Raw genomic sequence first — 15,316 nt, forward strand, 5'->3', positions numbered from 1 at the left:
GGGCTGGCTGAATAACAAGGATTCACACTCTCATGACTAAACCAATCGTATTGAGCGGAGCGCAACCCTCCGGTCAACTGACCATCGGCAACTACATGGGGGCCCTGCGTCAGTGGGTCAACATGCAGGATGAGTTCGACTGCCTCTACTGCATCGTCGACCTGCACGCCATCACCACTCGCCAGGACCCGGCTGCCCTGCGCAAGGCTTGTCTGGACGCAGCCGCCCTCTATCTGGCGGTCGGTATCGATCCCAAGAAGAGCACCGTCTTCATCCAGTCTCACGTGCCGCAGCACGCCGAGCTGGGCTGGATCCTCAACTGCTATACCCAGATGGGTGAGCTGTCGCGCATGACCCAGTTCAAGGACAAGTCCGCCCGTTTCGAGAACAACGTCAACGTCGGCCTGTTCGGTTATCCGGTGCTGATGGCGGCCGACATCCTGCTCTATCAGGCCAATCAGGTACCGGTCGGCAACGACCAGAAGCAGCATCTGGAGCTGACCCGCGACATCTGCACCCGTTTCAACAACCTCTATGGTGAGGTATTCACCATGCCGGAGCCTTTCATTCCGACCGAAGGGGCGCGGGTGATGAGTCTGCAGGATCCGACCAAGAAGATGTCCAAGTCGGATGACAACGAGGCCAACTTCATCGGCCTGCTGGAAGATCCCAAGCAGATCGTCAAGAAGATCAAGCGTGCGGTGACCGATTCCGACGAGCCGGCGGTGGTGCGTTTCGATCCGGAAAACAAACCGGGTGTCTCCAACCTGCTGACCCTGATGTCCGGTGTGACCGGCCGCTCCATCCCCGAGCTGGAGCAGCACTTCGAAGGCAAGATGTACGGTCACCTCAAGACCGAAACCGCCGAAGCCGTGGTCGCGCTGTTGGAACCGATCCAGGCCCGTTTCCACGAGTTGCGTCAGGATGAGGCCCATCTGATCGCGATTCTGGCAGAAGGCGCACAAAAGGCGCGCGAAAGAGCTGAAAAAACCCTGACCAGCGTATATGATGTAGTCGGCTTCGTTCCTCGAGCCTGACATACTGGGAAGGTGTAGTAGAAGAGAGCTGGGTATTTGCCTGGCTTTCTTTATTTTCTGCCTAGCTATTTTGTTTAATTTCTTTATTTCAACCTGGGTAATATCCCCAAGAGAAAGCATGCCTGTTCAACCAACTATTTCTGCTGAAGAGCTGAGTGACAAAGGTCACTGGCTACGTAAATTTCGCAAGGCGAAAAACCTCAATACCCTGCAGTTGATGGTCTCCAATGCCATCGACAAGCACCATAAAACCCCTGCCGTTGCTGCCGCCATCTATCTGGCCGAGTGTCAGCGTGAACGGGAAATGGAACAGGGTCGTTATCTCGATCGTTAATTCTCCGCTGTTGGTTATCTCATGCTGTTGTTGATCGATAACTACGACTCTTTTACCTGGAACCTGGTGCAATATTTCGGCGCCCTGGGACAAGAGGTTGTGGTCAAGCGCAATGATGAACTGACGCTTGATGCCATAGCGCAGCTCTCCCCCCGTTTTCTGGTGATCTCTCCCGGTCCCTGTACGCCCAATGAGGCAGGGATCTCTCTCGATGCCATCAGCCACTTTGCTGGCAAGCTGCCCATTCTCGGCGTCTGTCTCGGTCATCAGTCGCTGGCGCAGGCCTTTGGCGCCCGCGTAGTCCGTGCCCGTCAGGTAATGCACGGCAAAACCTCGCTCATCCGCCATCGCAATGAGGGGGTGTTCAAGGGGCTCAACAACCCGCTGCGGGTGACCCGTTACCACTCGCTGGTGGTGGAGCGCGACACGCTGCCCGACTGCTTCGACATCACCGCCTGGAGCGAGCATGCCGATGGCTCGTTTGACGAGATCATGGGGCTGCGCCACAAGACGCTCCCTGTCGAGGGTGTTCAGTTCCATCCGGAGAGCATTTTGAGCGAGCAGGGCCATCAGTTGCTGGCCAACTTTCTGGCGCGTTCATAAAAAGTTGTGATCGCCTTCTCAAGTTCGAGAGAAGGCAAAAAAAATTTCCCTGACACTTTATTCACCCCCTCTCCTGCCCAAATTATCTCTTGCCAAGCCCCCCTGAGTCGTTATGCAATGCGGTTGCCTAAAATCTCAAGAGCAATCGAACATTGTTCCTTATAGGCCGTCTTGTTACAGACTTTTTACTTTATTTCTGTGATAATCCCGTCACGTTTACACGGATTTAACTTTTGGGCGGTGGATTATTCTGTCGCCGAATCGAAGGAGAGCTATATGTCAGAGTTGTTGGCAGTGACACGTGAAGTGTTTGATGAAGTGATGGTTCCCAACTATGCGCCCGCCAAGATCATCCCGGTGCGTGGTGAAGGGTCACGTGTCTGGGATCAGGAAGGGCGCGAGTATGTCGACTTCGCCGGTGGCATCGCCGTCAACGGTTTGGGTCACTGTCATCCCAAGCTGGTCGAGGCCCTGAAAACCCAGGGCGAGAAGCTGTGGCACCTCTCCAACGTCATGACCAACGAGCCGGCCCTGCGTCTGGCCAGGAAGCTGGTCGCCGCCACCTTCGCCGACAAGGTCTACTTCTGCAACTCCGGCGCCGAAGCGAACGAAGCGGCCCTCAAGCTGGCACGTCGCTATGCCATCGAGAAGTTTGGCGAGCAGAAGACCCAGATCATCGCCTTCAATCAGGGCTTCCACGGTCGTACCTTCTTTACCGTCAGCGTCGGTGGCCAGGCAGCCTACTCAGATGGCTTCGGTCCCAAGCCCGGTGACATTACCCATGTTCCCTACAACGATCTGGCGGCGCTGGCCGAGGTGATCTCCGACAACACCTGCGCCGTGGTGATGGAGCCGCTGCAAGGGGAGGGGGGCATCATTCGTCCTACCGACGAGTTTGCCAAAGGGGTGCGCGAGCTGTGCGACAAACACAATGCCCTGCTGGTGTATGACGAAGTGCAGTCCGGTGTCGGCCGGACCGGTGATCTCTATGCCTATATGGGTCTGGGCGTCACGCCGGACATCCTCACCAGCGCCAAGGCTCTGGGGGGCGGTTTCCCCATCGGCGCCATGCTGACCACCAACGAAATCGCTTCTTACCTGAAAGTGGGCACTCACGGCTCTACCTACGGCGGCAACCCGCTGGCCTGTGCGGTGGCGGAAGCGGTGATCGATGTGATCAACACTCCGGAGGTGCTGGCGGGCATCAAGCAACGCGAGCAGCTGTTCCGCGAGGGGCTTGAGGCAATCAACGCCAAATACCACTGCTTTAGCGAGATCCGCGGCAAGGGTCTGCTGCTGGGCGCGGCCCTGAGCGATGCCTACAAGGGACGCTCTCGCGACTTCCTACTGGCCTCCATCGATCAGGGGCTGATGGCACTGGTAGCCGGTACCAACGTGGTTCGTTTTGCCCCTTCACTGGTGATCCCGGAAGCGGACATCAAGGAAGGATTGGCCCGCTTCGAGAAGGCGGTTGCCCAGGTGGTTAACGCCTGATTTCAAATTGAGGTGGGGAGCTCTCCCGGCAGGAGCCGGGACCCCACCTGTCGTCAATGAAAGGGAGTTGTCATTTATGTTGGTTATCCGTCCCATCGAGCAAAAAGATTTTGCCGGGCTCAAGACCTGCGCCATCGAGTCCGGCACCGGCATGACCTCGTTGCCCGTCAACGATGAGTTGCTGCAGCGCAAGATTGATGCCTCTACCCAGACTTTTTCCGACAAGCCCGCCGGCAAGGGGGACTGCCTCTACTTCTTCGTGGCTGAGGATCTGGAGACCGGCGAGATGGTCGGCACCTGTGCCATCGATGCCGCGGTTGGCCTCTCCCAGCCGTTTTACAACTACCACATCGGCAAGGTGGTGCACTCATCACCCAAGCTCGGCATCTACAACGTCGTTGAAACCCTGACCCTCTCCAACGACTACACCGGCAACTCCGAGCTCTGCACCCTGTTCTTGCGCGAATGTGCCCGCGAGGGGCTCAACGGCCGCCTGCTCTCCAAGCACCGCTTTCTGTTTATGGCCGAGCACCCCGAGCTGTTTGACGAGACCGTCTTCGCCGAGATGCGTGGCGTCTCCGATGCCAACGGTCACAGCCCCTTCTACGAGTGGCTGCAAACCCACTTCTTCTCGATGGATTTTCCTACCGTCGACTATCTGACCGGCATCGGCAAGAAGCGCTTTATCGCCGAGTTGATGCCCAAGTACCCCATCTACGTCAATTTGCTGAGCAAAGAGGCGCGCGCCGTTATCGGCCAGACCCACGAGAAGACCCGTCCCGCCATCAAGATGCTACAGGACGAGGGCTTCGTGAACCGTGGCTACGTCGATATTTTCGATGCGGGCCCCACCGTCGAGTGTGACGTGAAGAATATCCGCAGCGTGCGCCGCAGCAAGAAACTGCGGGTGCTGGTGGGCGAGCCCATCGGTGGCAAGACCCACCTTATCTGCAACAGCCGTTTCGAACATTACCGCGCCTGCTACGGCAATATCCGCGTCGATCTCGACAAGCACGAAGCCATCATTCCGCCCAAGATGGCGGCGGCACTCAAGGTGCAGGATGGCGACATGGTGCGGGTGGTTGACCTCGACTGAGGCAAACAGGACAAGCAAACCGATTATCAGACAGGCAGCCGAGGCTGCCTGCCAGCGACAGGGAGTGAATGGATGAGCCAGTTAGTGCAATTTATCGACGGTCAGTGGCTTGCCGGTGAAGGCAAGCCGTTCGAGTCAACCGATCCGGCCAAGAACGAGGTGATCTGGCAGGGGGCTGCCGCCAGTGCGGCGCAGGTGGATGCCGCCGTCAAGGCCGCCCGTGCCGCCTTCTACCACTGGGCGGACATGAGCCTTGAGGATCGTCTGGCCATAGTGCGTCGTTATGCCGACCTGCTTGGCGAGCAGAAAGAGGCGCTGGCCCTGACCATCGCCCGCGAAACCGGCAAACCGCTGTGGGAGACCCGTACCGAAGTAGCCGCCATGCAGGGCAAGATTGCCATCTCCATTCGTGCCCATGACGAGCGTACCGGCACCGTTGAAAATGCCATGCCGGGCGCCAAGGCGTTTGTCCGTCACAAGCCCCACGGTGTGGTTGCGGTGTTCGGCCCTTACAACTTCCCGGGCCATCTGCCCAACGGCCATATAGTCCCGGCGCTGATTGCGGGTAACGCCGTGGTGTTCAAACCCTCCGAGCTGACCCCCATGGTCGCGGAAGCCATGGTCAAGGTGTGGCAGGAGGCCGGATTGCCCAAGGGAGTGCTCAATCTGGTGCAAGGGGAGGTCGAGACTGGCAAGGCGCTGGCTGGCAACCCCGACATCGACGGCCTCTTCTTCACTGGTTCATCCCGCACCGGTCATTTCCTCCATCAACAGTTTGCCGGTCAGCCGGGCAAAATTCTGGCTCTCGAGATGGGCGGCAACAACCCGCTGATCGTGAAAGATGTGAGCGACATCGACGGCGCCGTCCATGCCATCGTCCAGTCTGCCTTCATCACTTCCGGTCAGCGCTGCACCTGCTCCCGCCGCCTGTTTGTCGAGCGGGGCGAGCGGGGCGATGCGCTGGTCAAGCGACTGGTCGAGGTGGTTAGCCAGATCAAGGTCGGCCTCTATGACGCCGCCGAGCAGCCGTTCATGGGCTCGATGATAAGCGAGAAGGCTGCACTGGGCATGGTCGAGGCGCAAGCCAACCTGCAGCGCCTCGGTGGCGAGAGCCTGCTTACCCTCAAGCACCTGGAAGCGGGCACAGGCTTTGTCTCCCCGGGCATTATCGACGTGACCTCAGTGAGCGCGCTGCCGGACGAAGAGTACTTCGGCCCGCTGCTGCAACTCATTCGCTATGACGATTTCGATGCCGCCATCGATCAGGGCAACGCTACCCGTTATGGTCTTTCGGCCGGTCTGCTGGGGGACAAGGAGGCGGACTGGAATCACTTCTTCAAGCGGATCCGCGCCGGCATCGTCAACTGGAACAAGCCCATCACCGGTGCATCCAGTGCCGCGCCGTTTGGTGGCATCGGCGCTTCCGGCAACCACAGGGCAAGCGCCTACTACGCTGCTGACTACTGTGCTTACCCAGTTGCCTCCGTTGAAGACAGCAAGGCCGCCATGCCGGATCAACTGTCGCCCGGCCTGCGCTTCTGATAACGACACGGGGCATCCAGCGGTGCCCCCATCTGTACCCGCAATCAAAGGAAAGAGAGATGCAAAAGGATATCGACACCCTGTTCAGTCATCTGTGGGACAACTACATCAAGGTGACGCCGAGCGCCCTCAAGGTGCACACCCTGCTGGGTGGCGGCGAGCCCATCGTCAACGATCACGTGGCGTTTCGTACCTACAACCTGCCCAAGCTGGGGCTGGAGAAGCTGGCAGCCCACTTCCTGGCGCTCGGTTACGAGCAGAAGGGCGAGTATGTCTTCAAGGCCAAGAAGCTCTACGCCAAGCACTTCGAGCATCAGGATCCGGACGCTCCCAAGGTGTTTATCAGCGAGCTGAAGGTCGAAGAGCTCTCCCCGGCGGCGCAGGCCATCATCCACAAGCTGGCCGATCAGGTGCCCGATCATCTGACCGATACCCCGGCATTTCTCTACACCGGCGTCCCCTGGCAGGTCTCCTATGCCGATTATCAGACTCTGCTGGCGGAGAGCGAGTACGCGGCATGGATGGCAGCATGGGGCTATCGTGCCAACCACTTCACGGTCAATATCAACAAGTTGAAGGATTTCGACACCATCCATCAGGTCAATGCTGCGCTCAAGGCGGCGGGTTTTGTGCTCAACAGCGTGGGTGGCGAGGTGAAAGGGGATCCGCAGGTGATGCTGGAGCAATCCTCCACCATGGCTGACAAAGCCGAGGTGCCGTTCAGCGATGGGGTACGTACCATCCCGAGCTGCTTCTACGAGTTTGCCCTGCGCTATCCGCAGGCTGATGGTGTGCTCTATCCGGGCTTTGTCGAGGCTTCGGCGGACAAGATCTTCGAATCGACGAATGCCATGTAACGGGAGCCACCCTGTTTCAGTCGCAACGCCTCCTTTGTGGAGGCGTTTTGTTTGGCGCAGAGTGACGGTATCGGGTGTTGTCTGACGCCGCGTGAAGAGGGGATTTGGACGGCGCCTAACAGGTGAAAATTTGTTGATAAAAATGTGAACGAGATCACTTGAGACGACACAGATTGACGCTGGCGGCGGAGCAAAAAGGAGTAGAATGGCGCTTTATTTTTGCGGGGCCAATCGATGCCTAACTATCACTTTTTCAAGCAGGGTCAGTCGCTTACCTATCTAGATGCCAATGCACCCAGCTATAGCGATGAGCGTCGTCAACTGGTCGAACAGGGATTTGCCGCCATCGCCGCCCCCACCTTTGCAGATACCCCGGCCGAAGCCCTTGAGCTGCTTCGCACTCATCAGGCACTACAGGATGAGGCGCAGGCCAACGCCCTTTGTCTGACGGTTGCCACCATTCCGGCGGTGATCGCAACTCTGTCCGGGCACTGACGCTACCGCCATGCTCACCTGAATAAAAAATGGTGCCACTGTGATGGCACCATTTTATCGGTTTGCCTGCTTGCCCCTGAGCCGTTTAGCGCGGGTGTAGGTCACCTTCGATGACCAGCACGGTATCCATCCCTGCCGCCTTGCCTGCCTCAAGCCCGATCCGGGTATCTTCAAACACCAGACAGTTGGCGGGATTGGCGCCGAGCAGTTCGGCCACCTGCAAGAAGGTGTCGGGATGCGGCTTGTGGTTGGTGACATCATCGGCGCTCACCACCACAGAGATATAGGCGTCAAGACCGGTACTCTTCAGGATCGACTCCGCCTGATTGCGCGGTGAACCGGTGCCAATCCCCATCGGCACCTTGCCGTGGTAGTGCCTGACCAGCTCCCACATCCGGGGGAAGACGCTGACCTTGTCGATATGCTCCATGTAGAGGGCAATCTTGCGGCGGGCAAAGGCGTCGGTATCTACCTCCAGTCCCTGCTGCTCGGCCAGCATGGCGATGATCTTGCGAGTCGGAATGCCGCCGTACTGGTAGAGCTGCTCCCGCTTGAAGGGGATGCCGAATTCGGCGCAGGTGAGCTCCCAGGCATCGAGGTGGAGGGGCATGGAATCAACCAGAGTGCCATCCATATCGAAAATCAGGGCATCGTAGTGATCAAACCGGTACTGCTCGCTCATGGGGACTCCTTGGCTAAATAGGGCAGGCTAGCAGATCGGGGACCTGGATTGTGGGATCGGCCTCATGGTTGAGGATGGCCGGCCGTGGTTTTTTCTATCTCTTGCTGATTTGTGAGACAATAATTCGCTCAATGCCGGATCCTTTGGCATATCAGATTAGCGAGTCCTCTTATGTCCCCGAAAACCATCTTCTCGAGTGTGGCGCTGGTGATCGCACTGGGATCACTGGAAAAAAGCATCGTCACTACCCCGCTGCCCATGATTGGCGCCGAGCTGCATGCCGGTGGCGCCCTTACCTGGGTGGTGACCGCCTACCTGCTGGCAGCCACCGCCGTGCTGCCCCTCTACGGCAAGCTGAGCGATCTTTTTGGCCGGGTGCGGATGCTCAATATCGGCATCGGCCTGTTTCTGGCGGGCTCGGTGGCCTGTGCTCTCTCTCAGGATCTGCAGACCCTGCTGGCAGCGCGGGTGCTGCAAGGGCTGGGGGGCGGTGGCCTGATTGCCCTCGCGTTTACCGTGATTGCCGATACCATTCCGCCGCGGGAGGTGGGCAAGTATCAGGGCTACATCTCGGCGGTCTATGCTGTCTCCAGCATCGCCGGCCCCTTGCTCGGCGGCTACTTCACCGAGCAGCTCAGCTGGCGCTGGATCTTCTGGATCAATCTGCCGCTCGGGGCGCTGGCGGTCTTTCTCATCAACCGCAACCTCAAGCAGCTCAACGTGCGTCGTCACAGTCGCTTCGACTGGAAGGGGGCGGGTCTGCTGATTACCGTCACCACGCTCACCCTGTTGCTGCTCTCGCCGGAAGCGGCGCTGCCCGCCGTCTGGCTCTCGGCGGCACTGGGCGTTGCGCTGCTGCTGCTCATTCTGATTGAGCGGCGTGCCCACGATCCCATTCTGCCCGCCCACCTGGCCCGGTTGCCCGGCTATCTGGTGAGTGTGCTGCTGGTGATGCTCTCCCAGTTGCTAATGTTTGCCGTGCTGGTCTATCTGCCGTTGCAGATGCAGTGGCAGAAGGGGATGAGCGCCAGCGAGAGCGGCGCCATCATGGTTATCTTCATGATTTGCATCACTGCCGGCGCCTTTGTCGGAGGCAAGCTGATTGGCCGTACCGGCCACTACAAGAGCTTTGTCGCGGTGGGCTTTGGCCTTGCGGCGGTGGCGCTGTGGCAGATCCACTTCGATGCCTGGGTCAGGCTGGCGCTCGGGTTTGCCGGTCTCGGTCTCGGTCTGGTGCTGCCCGCCCTCTCGGTGGTGGTGCAAAATGCCCTGCCACGGCAGGATCGCGGTATCGGCATGTCGCTGTTCAACTTCGGGCGGGAGCTTGGCGGTGCCGTCGGCGTGGCCATCTGCTCCATGCTGTTTCATTTCCGCCTGCCAGCCGGCAGCGGTGGCGATCTGAGCCGGCTCGCCCCCGATCTGCTGGCCCCGGGCTTCAGCGCGACCTATATCGGCATGGCATTGATCGCCACGCTGGCGCTGCTCATCACCCTGCTGGCGTTGAAGCGCCACGAGCTGGCCTCCATCAGCGCCTGATTTGGCCTGCGCCGATATTGGCTCACCATAGCTAGCATCAGGGCTCCCCGCGGGGAGCCCTGATCGTTATTTGGCGAATAGAGTGGCTGCTGCCATCAAGCCATACGTGGCTTACTCCTGCGCCGGACTCTCCTTGCCTGCCAGCTGGCTCAGCCAGGCGAAGCGGCGATTGGCCTCCTGCTCCGCCTCTTGATAGAGCTGGCTGGCCACCTCAGGCAGCTGGCGCTCCAGCCGCTGGAAGCGGGGCTCGTGGCGCAAGGTCTCGGCCAACGAGGCATTGGGGGCCCGCGAGTCGAGTGCCAGCGGCAGTTTGCCCTCGTCAGCGCGGCGCGGATCGAAGCGGTAGAGGGGCCAGAAGCCGGTTGCGGTCAGCTGCTTCATCTGCTCATGGCTCTCGGCCATGTCGTAGCCATGCTCCTCGCAGGGGCTGTAGGCGATGATGAGAGAGGGGCCCGGGTAGGCTTCCGCCTCCTGAATTGCTTTCACAGTCTGGTTCATCTGGGCGCCGAGGGAGATCTGCGCCACATAGACGTGGCCATACATCATCACGCTGGCGCCGAGATCCTTGCGTGCCTTACGCTTGCCCTGCTCGCCAAACTTGGTGATGGCACCGAGTGGCGTCGCCTTCGACTGCTGGCCGCCGGTGTTGGAGTAGCACTGGGTATCGAGCACCAGCACATTGATGTTCTCCCCCAGACTCAGCACATGGTCGAGCCCGCCAAAGCCGATGTCGTAGGCCCAGCCATCGCCGCCGATGAGCCAGACCGATTTTTCCACCAGATAGTCCGCATCGCGAGCCAGCTCTTGGGCTGCCGGGGTCTGGCTCCCCTGCAGCAGTGCTCGCAACTGCTGGATATGGGCCCGCTGCTCGGAAACCGGCAGGGTGGCATCGCCGAGCGCCTCGCGCAGCGCTGCCGGTATGGTGTCGCCCAGGCTCGCCAGCAGACGGCGCACCCGCTCCCTGTGCTGATCGACGGTGAGGCGGAAGCCCAGTCCGAACTCGGCGTTGTCTTCAAACAGCGAGTTGGCCCAGGCCGGCCCGCGCCCCTCGGCGTTGGTGGTGTAGGGGGTGGTAGGCAGGTTGCCGCCATAAATGGACGAGCAGCCGGTGGCGTTGGCAATCAGCAGCCGATCGCCATAGAGCTGGGTCAGCAGCTTGATATAGGGAGTCTCGCCACAGCCGGAGCAGGCGCCCGAGTATTCAAACAGCGGCGAGATGAGCTGGGAGGTGCGAATGTCGATGCGCTCCAGCTGCTCGGCGCTGCGCTCTGGCAGGTCGAGGAAGAAGTCGTAGTTGGCCTTCTGCTCGTCGAGGTGATCGAGGCGTGAAGCCATATTGATCGCCTTGCGATCCGGGTTGTTGCGATCCTTGGCCGGGCACACTTCGACGCAGAGATTGCAGCCGGTACAATCCTCCGGCGCCACCTGCAGCACGTACTGCTGGCCGCGCATGTCGCGGGATTTCACATCCAGCGCATCCAGGGTGGCGGGAGCATCGGCCAGCGCATCCGGTTCCACCACCTTGGCGCGAATGGCCGAGTGGGGACAGGCGGCGACGCAGTAGTTGCACTGGGTACAGAGCTCCGCCTCCCAGATGGGGATCTCCTTGGCGATATTGCGCTTCTCCCAGCGAGTGGTGCCGACCGGCCAGGTGCCATCCGGCGGGAAGGCGGAGACCGGCAGGCTGTCACCCAGCCCTGCCAGCATGGCGGCGGTGACGGTCTGGACAAAATCGGGGGCCTTGGCTGAAACCACCGGTGGGCGCGGGCGACTGGCGGGATCCAGCTCGCCAAGTTGCACCCGGGTCAGGGCGGCGCAGGTTGCCTCCAGTGCCTGCCAGTTGCGTTCGACCAGTGTCTGCCCCTTGCTGCCATAGCTGCTGGCGATGGCCTGCTTCAGCAGGCTGGTGGCCTCCTCGGGGGGGATGATGGCGCTGAGCTGGAAGAAGGCCATCTGCATCACGGTATTGATGCGGTTGCCGAGCTGGCAGTCGCGGGCAATTTTGGCTGCGTTGATGATGTAGAAGCGCGCCTCTTTCTCGCGCAGGGCGTGCTGCACCTCGCTGGGGAGGCGCTGCCAGATCTCCGCTTCGCTGTAGGGGGTGTTAAGCAGGAAGATACCGCCTGTTTTCAAGCGCTCCGCCATCCGGTACTTGTCGACAAACTGCCACTGATGGCAGCCGATAAAGTCCGCCTCTTCCACCAGATAGGCCGATTGCAGCGGCCGCTCGCCCACCCGCAGGTGAGAGACGGTGAGGCCGCCCGCCTTCTTGGAGTCGTAGACGAAATAGCCCTGCGGATAGAGGTCGGTGTGGTTGCCGAGGATCTTGATGCTGTTCTTGGCCGCCGAGACGGTGCCATCGCTGCCAAGGCCGTAGAAGAGCGCCTCCAGCTTGTGTTGCTGGCTGTGGATGGGGCTTTGCGAATCCAGCGTGGGCAGCGGTAGCGAGAGGCCTGTGATGTCATCGAAGATGCCGACGGTAAAGCGCGGACGCGGGTTCTCTTGCGCCAGTTCGGCAAACACCGCCAGCGCGCAGGCGGGGCCGAACTCTTTGGAGGAGAGGCCATAGCGGCCGCCGATAACCCGCGGCAGGCTTGCCCGCTCGCCCCGGCTGACCGCGTCGGCCAGCGCCGTCATCACGTCGAGATAGAGGGGCTCGGCCTGTGCGCCCGGCTCTTTGGTGCGATCCAGCACGGCGATGGTGCGGGCACTCTCGGGAATCACGGCCAGCAGGTGCCCGGCCGAGAAGGGGCGGAACAGCCGCACCTTCACCAGCCCCACCTTCTCCCCTTGGGCCTGCAGGCGCTCGATCACCTCTTCACAGGTGCCAATCGCCGAGCCCATCAGCACCACAATCCGCTCCGCCTGCGGGTGACCGACATATTCAAACGGCCGGTAGTGGCGGCCGGTCTGCTCGCCAAAAGCCTGCATCGCGTCGCTCACATGGCCATAGGCGGCGTCATACCAGGGGTTGCTCGCCTCCCGGCACTGGAAGTAGGTGTCCGGGTTGGCGGCGGTGCCGCGAATGACCGGTTTGTCGGGGGTGAGCGCCCGGTCACGATGGGCTCGGATGGCATCTGCGGGCAACAGGGCACGCAGGGTGCCGTCAGCGAGCGGCGCTATCTTGGCGATCTCGTGAGAGGTACGAAAGCCGTCGAAGAAGTGGATAAAGGGGAGGCGGCTGTTGAGGCTCGCTATCTGGGAGATCAGGGCAAAGTCCTGCGCCTCCTGCACATTGCTGGCACAGAGCATGGCGCAGCCGGTCTGGCGCACCGCCATCACGTCAGAGTGATCGCCAAAGATCGATAGCGCGTGGGTCGCCACGGTACGCGCTGCCACATGCAGTACGAAGGGAATGAGCTGACCCGCCAGCTTGTAGAGGTTGGGGATCATCAGCAGCAACCCCTGCGACGAGGTAAACGAGGTCGCCAGCGCGCCGGTCTGCAGGGCGCCGTGGACGGCGGCAATGGCGCCCCCTTCCGACTGCATCTCGACAACCCGGGGCACATCCCCCCAGAGGTTCTTGCCCCGCTCGCTCGACCAGGCCGACGACTGTTCAGCCATGGCCGAACTGGGGGTGATGGGGTAGATGGCGATGACTTCGCTGGTGCGGTACGCCACCGAGGCGACTGCGTTATTCCCGTCTGTGGTGATCATGTGTTTTCCACTTTGCTATGCCAGTTTGAAGGCCGATAGTTGCATCGGCAATGGATAGGTCGCTGGCATAGTAAGAGGGGCAATGAGAGCGTATCAAACGGGATAAATAATCAATTAATAAGTCAGTAATAGTGGTTAATTTAATCCCGCCGCGTGGGGGCATGATTTTCTGCTGACAACAAACGGGAGGTGGCTGACGGGCCATTGGTATGGCCCGTCAGCACGGGGTTAACCCTGATCCACTTGCAGCCAGATGGCGCACTGATAAGGGGCGAAGAGTGGCAGTGGTTCGCTTGGGTAATTGGCCAGTAGCAACCGCATCTTGTCTGTCACCTTGTCGAAGTGGGGCATCGGCAAGGGGTTCGCCGTGAGATTGGCGAGCAGCAGCAGGGTGTGCTGCTCTCCGCTGGCCGGATCCTGCCAGTGGCGGCGATAGCTGATGCGCTCGGGATCATCCCCATCCAGCAGCTCGAAATTGCCGTGGCGAACGACAGGGTGAGCCTTGCGCAGGGCGATAAGCTGGCGATAGCAGTGAAACGGCGAGTCGGGGCGGGCCAGCTGCTCGGCTGCATTGATTGCAACGTGGTTGGCGTTGAGGGCAATCCAGGGCGTGGCCGTACTGAATCCGGCGTGGGGGCCGCCGTCCCACTGCATCGGGGTGCGGGCGTTGTCGCGGCCAATGGCATCGAGCCGCCGACTCAGCTCGGCAGGATCCAGCCCTGACTGGCTGGCGCAGTAGTTGATGGCCTCCACATCGCGCAGCTCGCTCGGCTGCCAGTGGCGGTTGGTCATGGCGAGCTCCTCCCCCTGATAGATGAAGGGGGTGCCCTGCATCATATGCAGCACCATGGCCCACAACCTGGCGCTGGTTTCACGCCACTCGGGTCTGTCATCGCCAAAGCGGGAGACGGCGCGGGGCAGGTCGTGATTGCTGAGAAACAGGCTGTTCCAGCCACGCCCGTGTAGCCCTTGCTGGTGGCGGGTCATGGCTCGCTTGAAGGCGAGGGGATCGAAGCGGGATGACCACTTGTCACTGCCGAGCCCCAGATGCTCGAAGTTGAACACCATGCTGAACTCGCTGCCATCATGGTTCGAATAGTTCTGCATATGGGCGAGATCGGCCCCCCAGGTCTCCCCCACCGTAATGATCCCCTTGCCGCCGAAGCTCGCAGCATTGAGCTCACGGATATAGTCGTGCAGGCGAGGGCCATTGCTCATGGCCAGCCGGTCCCACTCCTTGCTCACCATGTCGATCACATCGAAGCGAAATCCCTTGATCCCTTTGCCCAGCCAGAAGTTGATCACCGCCGCCATTTCGGCCCGCACCGCCGGGTTGTCCCAGTCCAGATCGGCCTGACTGGGATCGAAGTTGTGCAGGTAGTAGCGATCAAGCTCCGGCACATACTGCCAGCCGCTGCCGCCAAAAATCGAGGTAATGGGGTGAGCATCGACAAAGGCTTGATCCCGGAATACGTAATAACCCTGATAACGGGGATCGCCAGCCAGTGCCTTCATAAACCACTCGTGCTCGGTGGAGGTGTGGTTGGCGACGATATCCATCATGATGCCGATGCCGTGAGCGGCCGCTTCGGCGATCAGCTGCTCCATCTCGGTCAGGGTGCCAAAGGCGGGGTCGATGGTGCGGTAGTCCGCCACGTCGTAGCCGTTGTCCCGCTTGGGGGAGCGATAGATGGGGGTGAGCCAGAGCATATCGACACCAAGCTGTGCCAGATAGTCGAGGCGCTGGCGGATGCCGTTGATATCGCCCATGCCGTCGCCATCGCTGTCCTGAAAACTCATGGGGTAGATCTGGTAGATGACGCAGCTATCGAGGTCGATATCGGGCGTGTGGAGGGGTTGCGGGTTCATCAGCGTGGCCGGTTGGGGGAGAAGATTTTCTATCTTACGCAGATGAACGGGTACTCGACAGGGCAGGGGAAACCTTGAAAAGGGTTCCATAGTTGGCTGATTGCCAAAAGTGCG

At 60.5% G+C, this 15,316-nt stretch carries 12 protein-coding genes; 9 read left to right on the plus strand and 3 right to left on the minus strand.

Features of this window, described 5'->3' with window-relative positions; all coding sequences use genetic code 11:
• Positions 1–32 precede the first annotated feature (32 nt).
• The 8 genes from trpS (at position 33) to ACTG20_RS07160 (ending at position 7,458) form a co-directional block, all read left to right on the plus strand.
• A complete protein-coding gene (trpS, locus tag ACTG20_RS07125; RefSeq protein WP_005362251.1) occupies positions 33–1,037 on the plus strand; it encodes a tryptophan--tRNA ligase in 1,005 nt (334 codons plus the stop codon).
• Between the two features lie 118 nt (positions 1,038–1,155).
• Entirely contained in the window at positions 1,156–1,371 is a 216-nt protein-coding gene (locus ACTG20_RS07130; protein ID WP_005334997.1) for a hypothetical protein, read from the plus strand.
• A 21-nt stretch (positions 1,372–1,392) separates the two neighbouring features.
• Positions 1,393–1,974, plus strand: coding sequence for an aminodeoxychorismate synthase component II (locus tag ACTG20_RS07135; RefSeq protein ID WP_075114953.1), 582 nt, complete (start codon positions 1,393–1,395; stop codon positions 1,972–1,974).
• Between the two features lie 276 nt (positions 1,975–2,250).
• On the plus strand, positions 2,251–3,468 hold the full coding sequence (locus ACTG20_RS07140) for an aspartate aminotransferase family protein (protein WP_139438888.1): 1,218 nt from the start codon (positions 2,251–2,253) through the stop codon (positions 3,466–3,468).
• Between the two features lie 76 nt (positions 3,469–3,544).
• On the plus strand, positions 3,545–4,564 hold the full coding sequence (gene astA, locus ACTG20_RS07145) for an arginine N-succinyltransferase (protein WP_005334994.1): 1,020 nt from the start codon (positions 3,545–3,547) through the stop codon (positions 4,562–4,564).
• 72 nt (positions 4,565–4,636) lie between these two features.
• Positions 4,637–6,106, plus strand: coding sequence for a succinylglutamate-semialdehyde dehydrogenase (gene astD / locus ACTG20_RS07150; protein WP_194495456.1), 1,470 nt, complete (start codon positions 4,637–4,639; stop codon positions 6,104–6,106).
• A 59-nt stretch (positions 6,107–6,165) separates the two neighbouring features.
• Positions 6,166–6,963 (plus strand): DUF1338 domain-containing protein, encoded by a 798-nt coding sequence (locus tag ACTG20_RS07155; protein WP_194495454.1) that lies wholly within the window; start codon positions 6,166–6,168, stop codon positions 6,961–6,963.
• Positions 6,964–7,197: 234 nt separating this feature from the next.
• Positions 7,198–7,458: a hypothetical protein gene (locus tag ACTG20_RS07160; RefSeq protein ID WP_194495452.1), complete on the plus strand. Its 261-nt coding sequence runs from the start codon at positions 7,198–7,200 to the stop codon at positions 7,456–7,458.
• A gap of 85 nt (positions 7,459–7,543) precedes the next feature.
• On the opposite strand, the gene ACTG20_RS07165 is transcribed toward ACTG20_RS07160, so the two are convergent.
• Positions 7,544–8,140 carry an HAD family hydrolase gene (locus ACTG20_RS07165; protein ID WP_194495450.1) on the minus strand — a complete coding sequence of 199 codons (597 nt, stop codon included), beginning with the start codon at positions 8,138–8,140 and terminating at the stop codon, positions 7,544–7,546.
• A gap of 171 nt (positions 8,141–8,311) precedes the next feature.
• Between ACTG20_RS07165 and ACTG20_RS07170 the strand changes: the two genes are divergently transcribed.
• Complete coding sequence (locus tag ACTG20_RS07170) at positions 8,312–9,676, plus strand: MDR family MFS transporter (RefSeq protein ID WP_194495448.1); 1,365 nt, start codon at positions 8,312–8,314, stop codon at positions 9,674–9,676.
• A 111-nt stretch (positions 9,677–9,787) separates the two neighbouring features.
• Here the strand turns inward: ACTG20_RS07170 and nifJ are convergent, their stop codons facing one another.
• Entirely contained in the window at positions 9,788–13,333 is a 3,546-nt protein-coding gene (gene nifJ, locus ACTG20_RS07175; protein WP_194495446.1) for a pyruvate:ferredoxin (flavodoxin) oxidoreductase, read from the minus strand.
• Between the two features lie 228 nt (positions 13,334–13,561).
• A complete protein-coding gene (locus ACTG20_RS07180) occupies positions 13,562–15,202 on the minus strand; it encodes an alpha-glucosidase (RefSeq protein ID WP_194495444.1) in 1,641 nt (546 codons plus the stop codon).
• Positions 15,203–15,316: the final 114 nt, after the last annotated feature.

It is taken from the genome of Aeromonas sp. 84A (assembly GCF_051919345.1).
Lineage (GTDB): Bacteria > Pseudomonadota > Gammaproteobacteria > Enterobacterales > Aeromonadaceae > Aeromonas > Aeromonas veronii.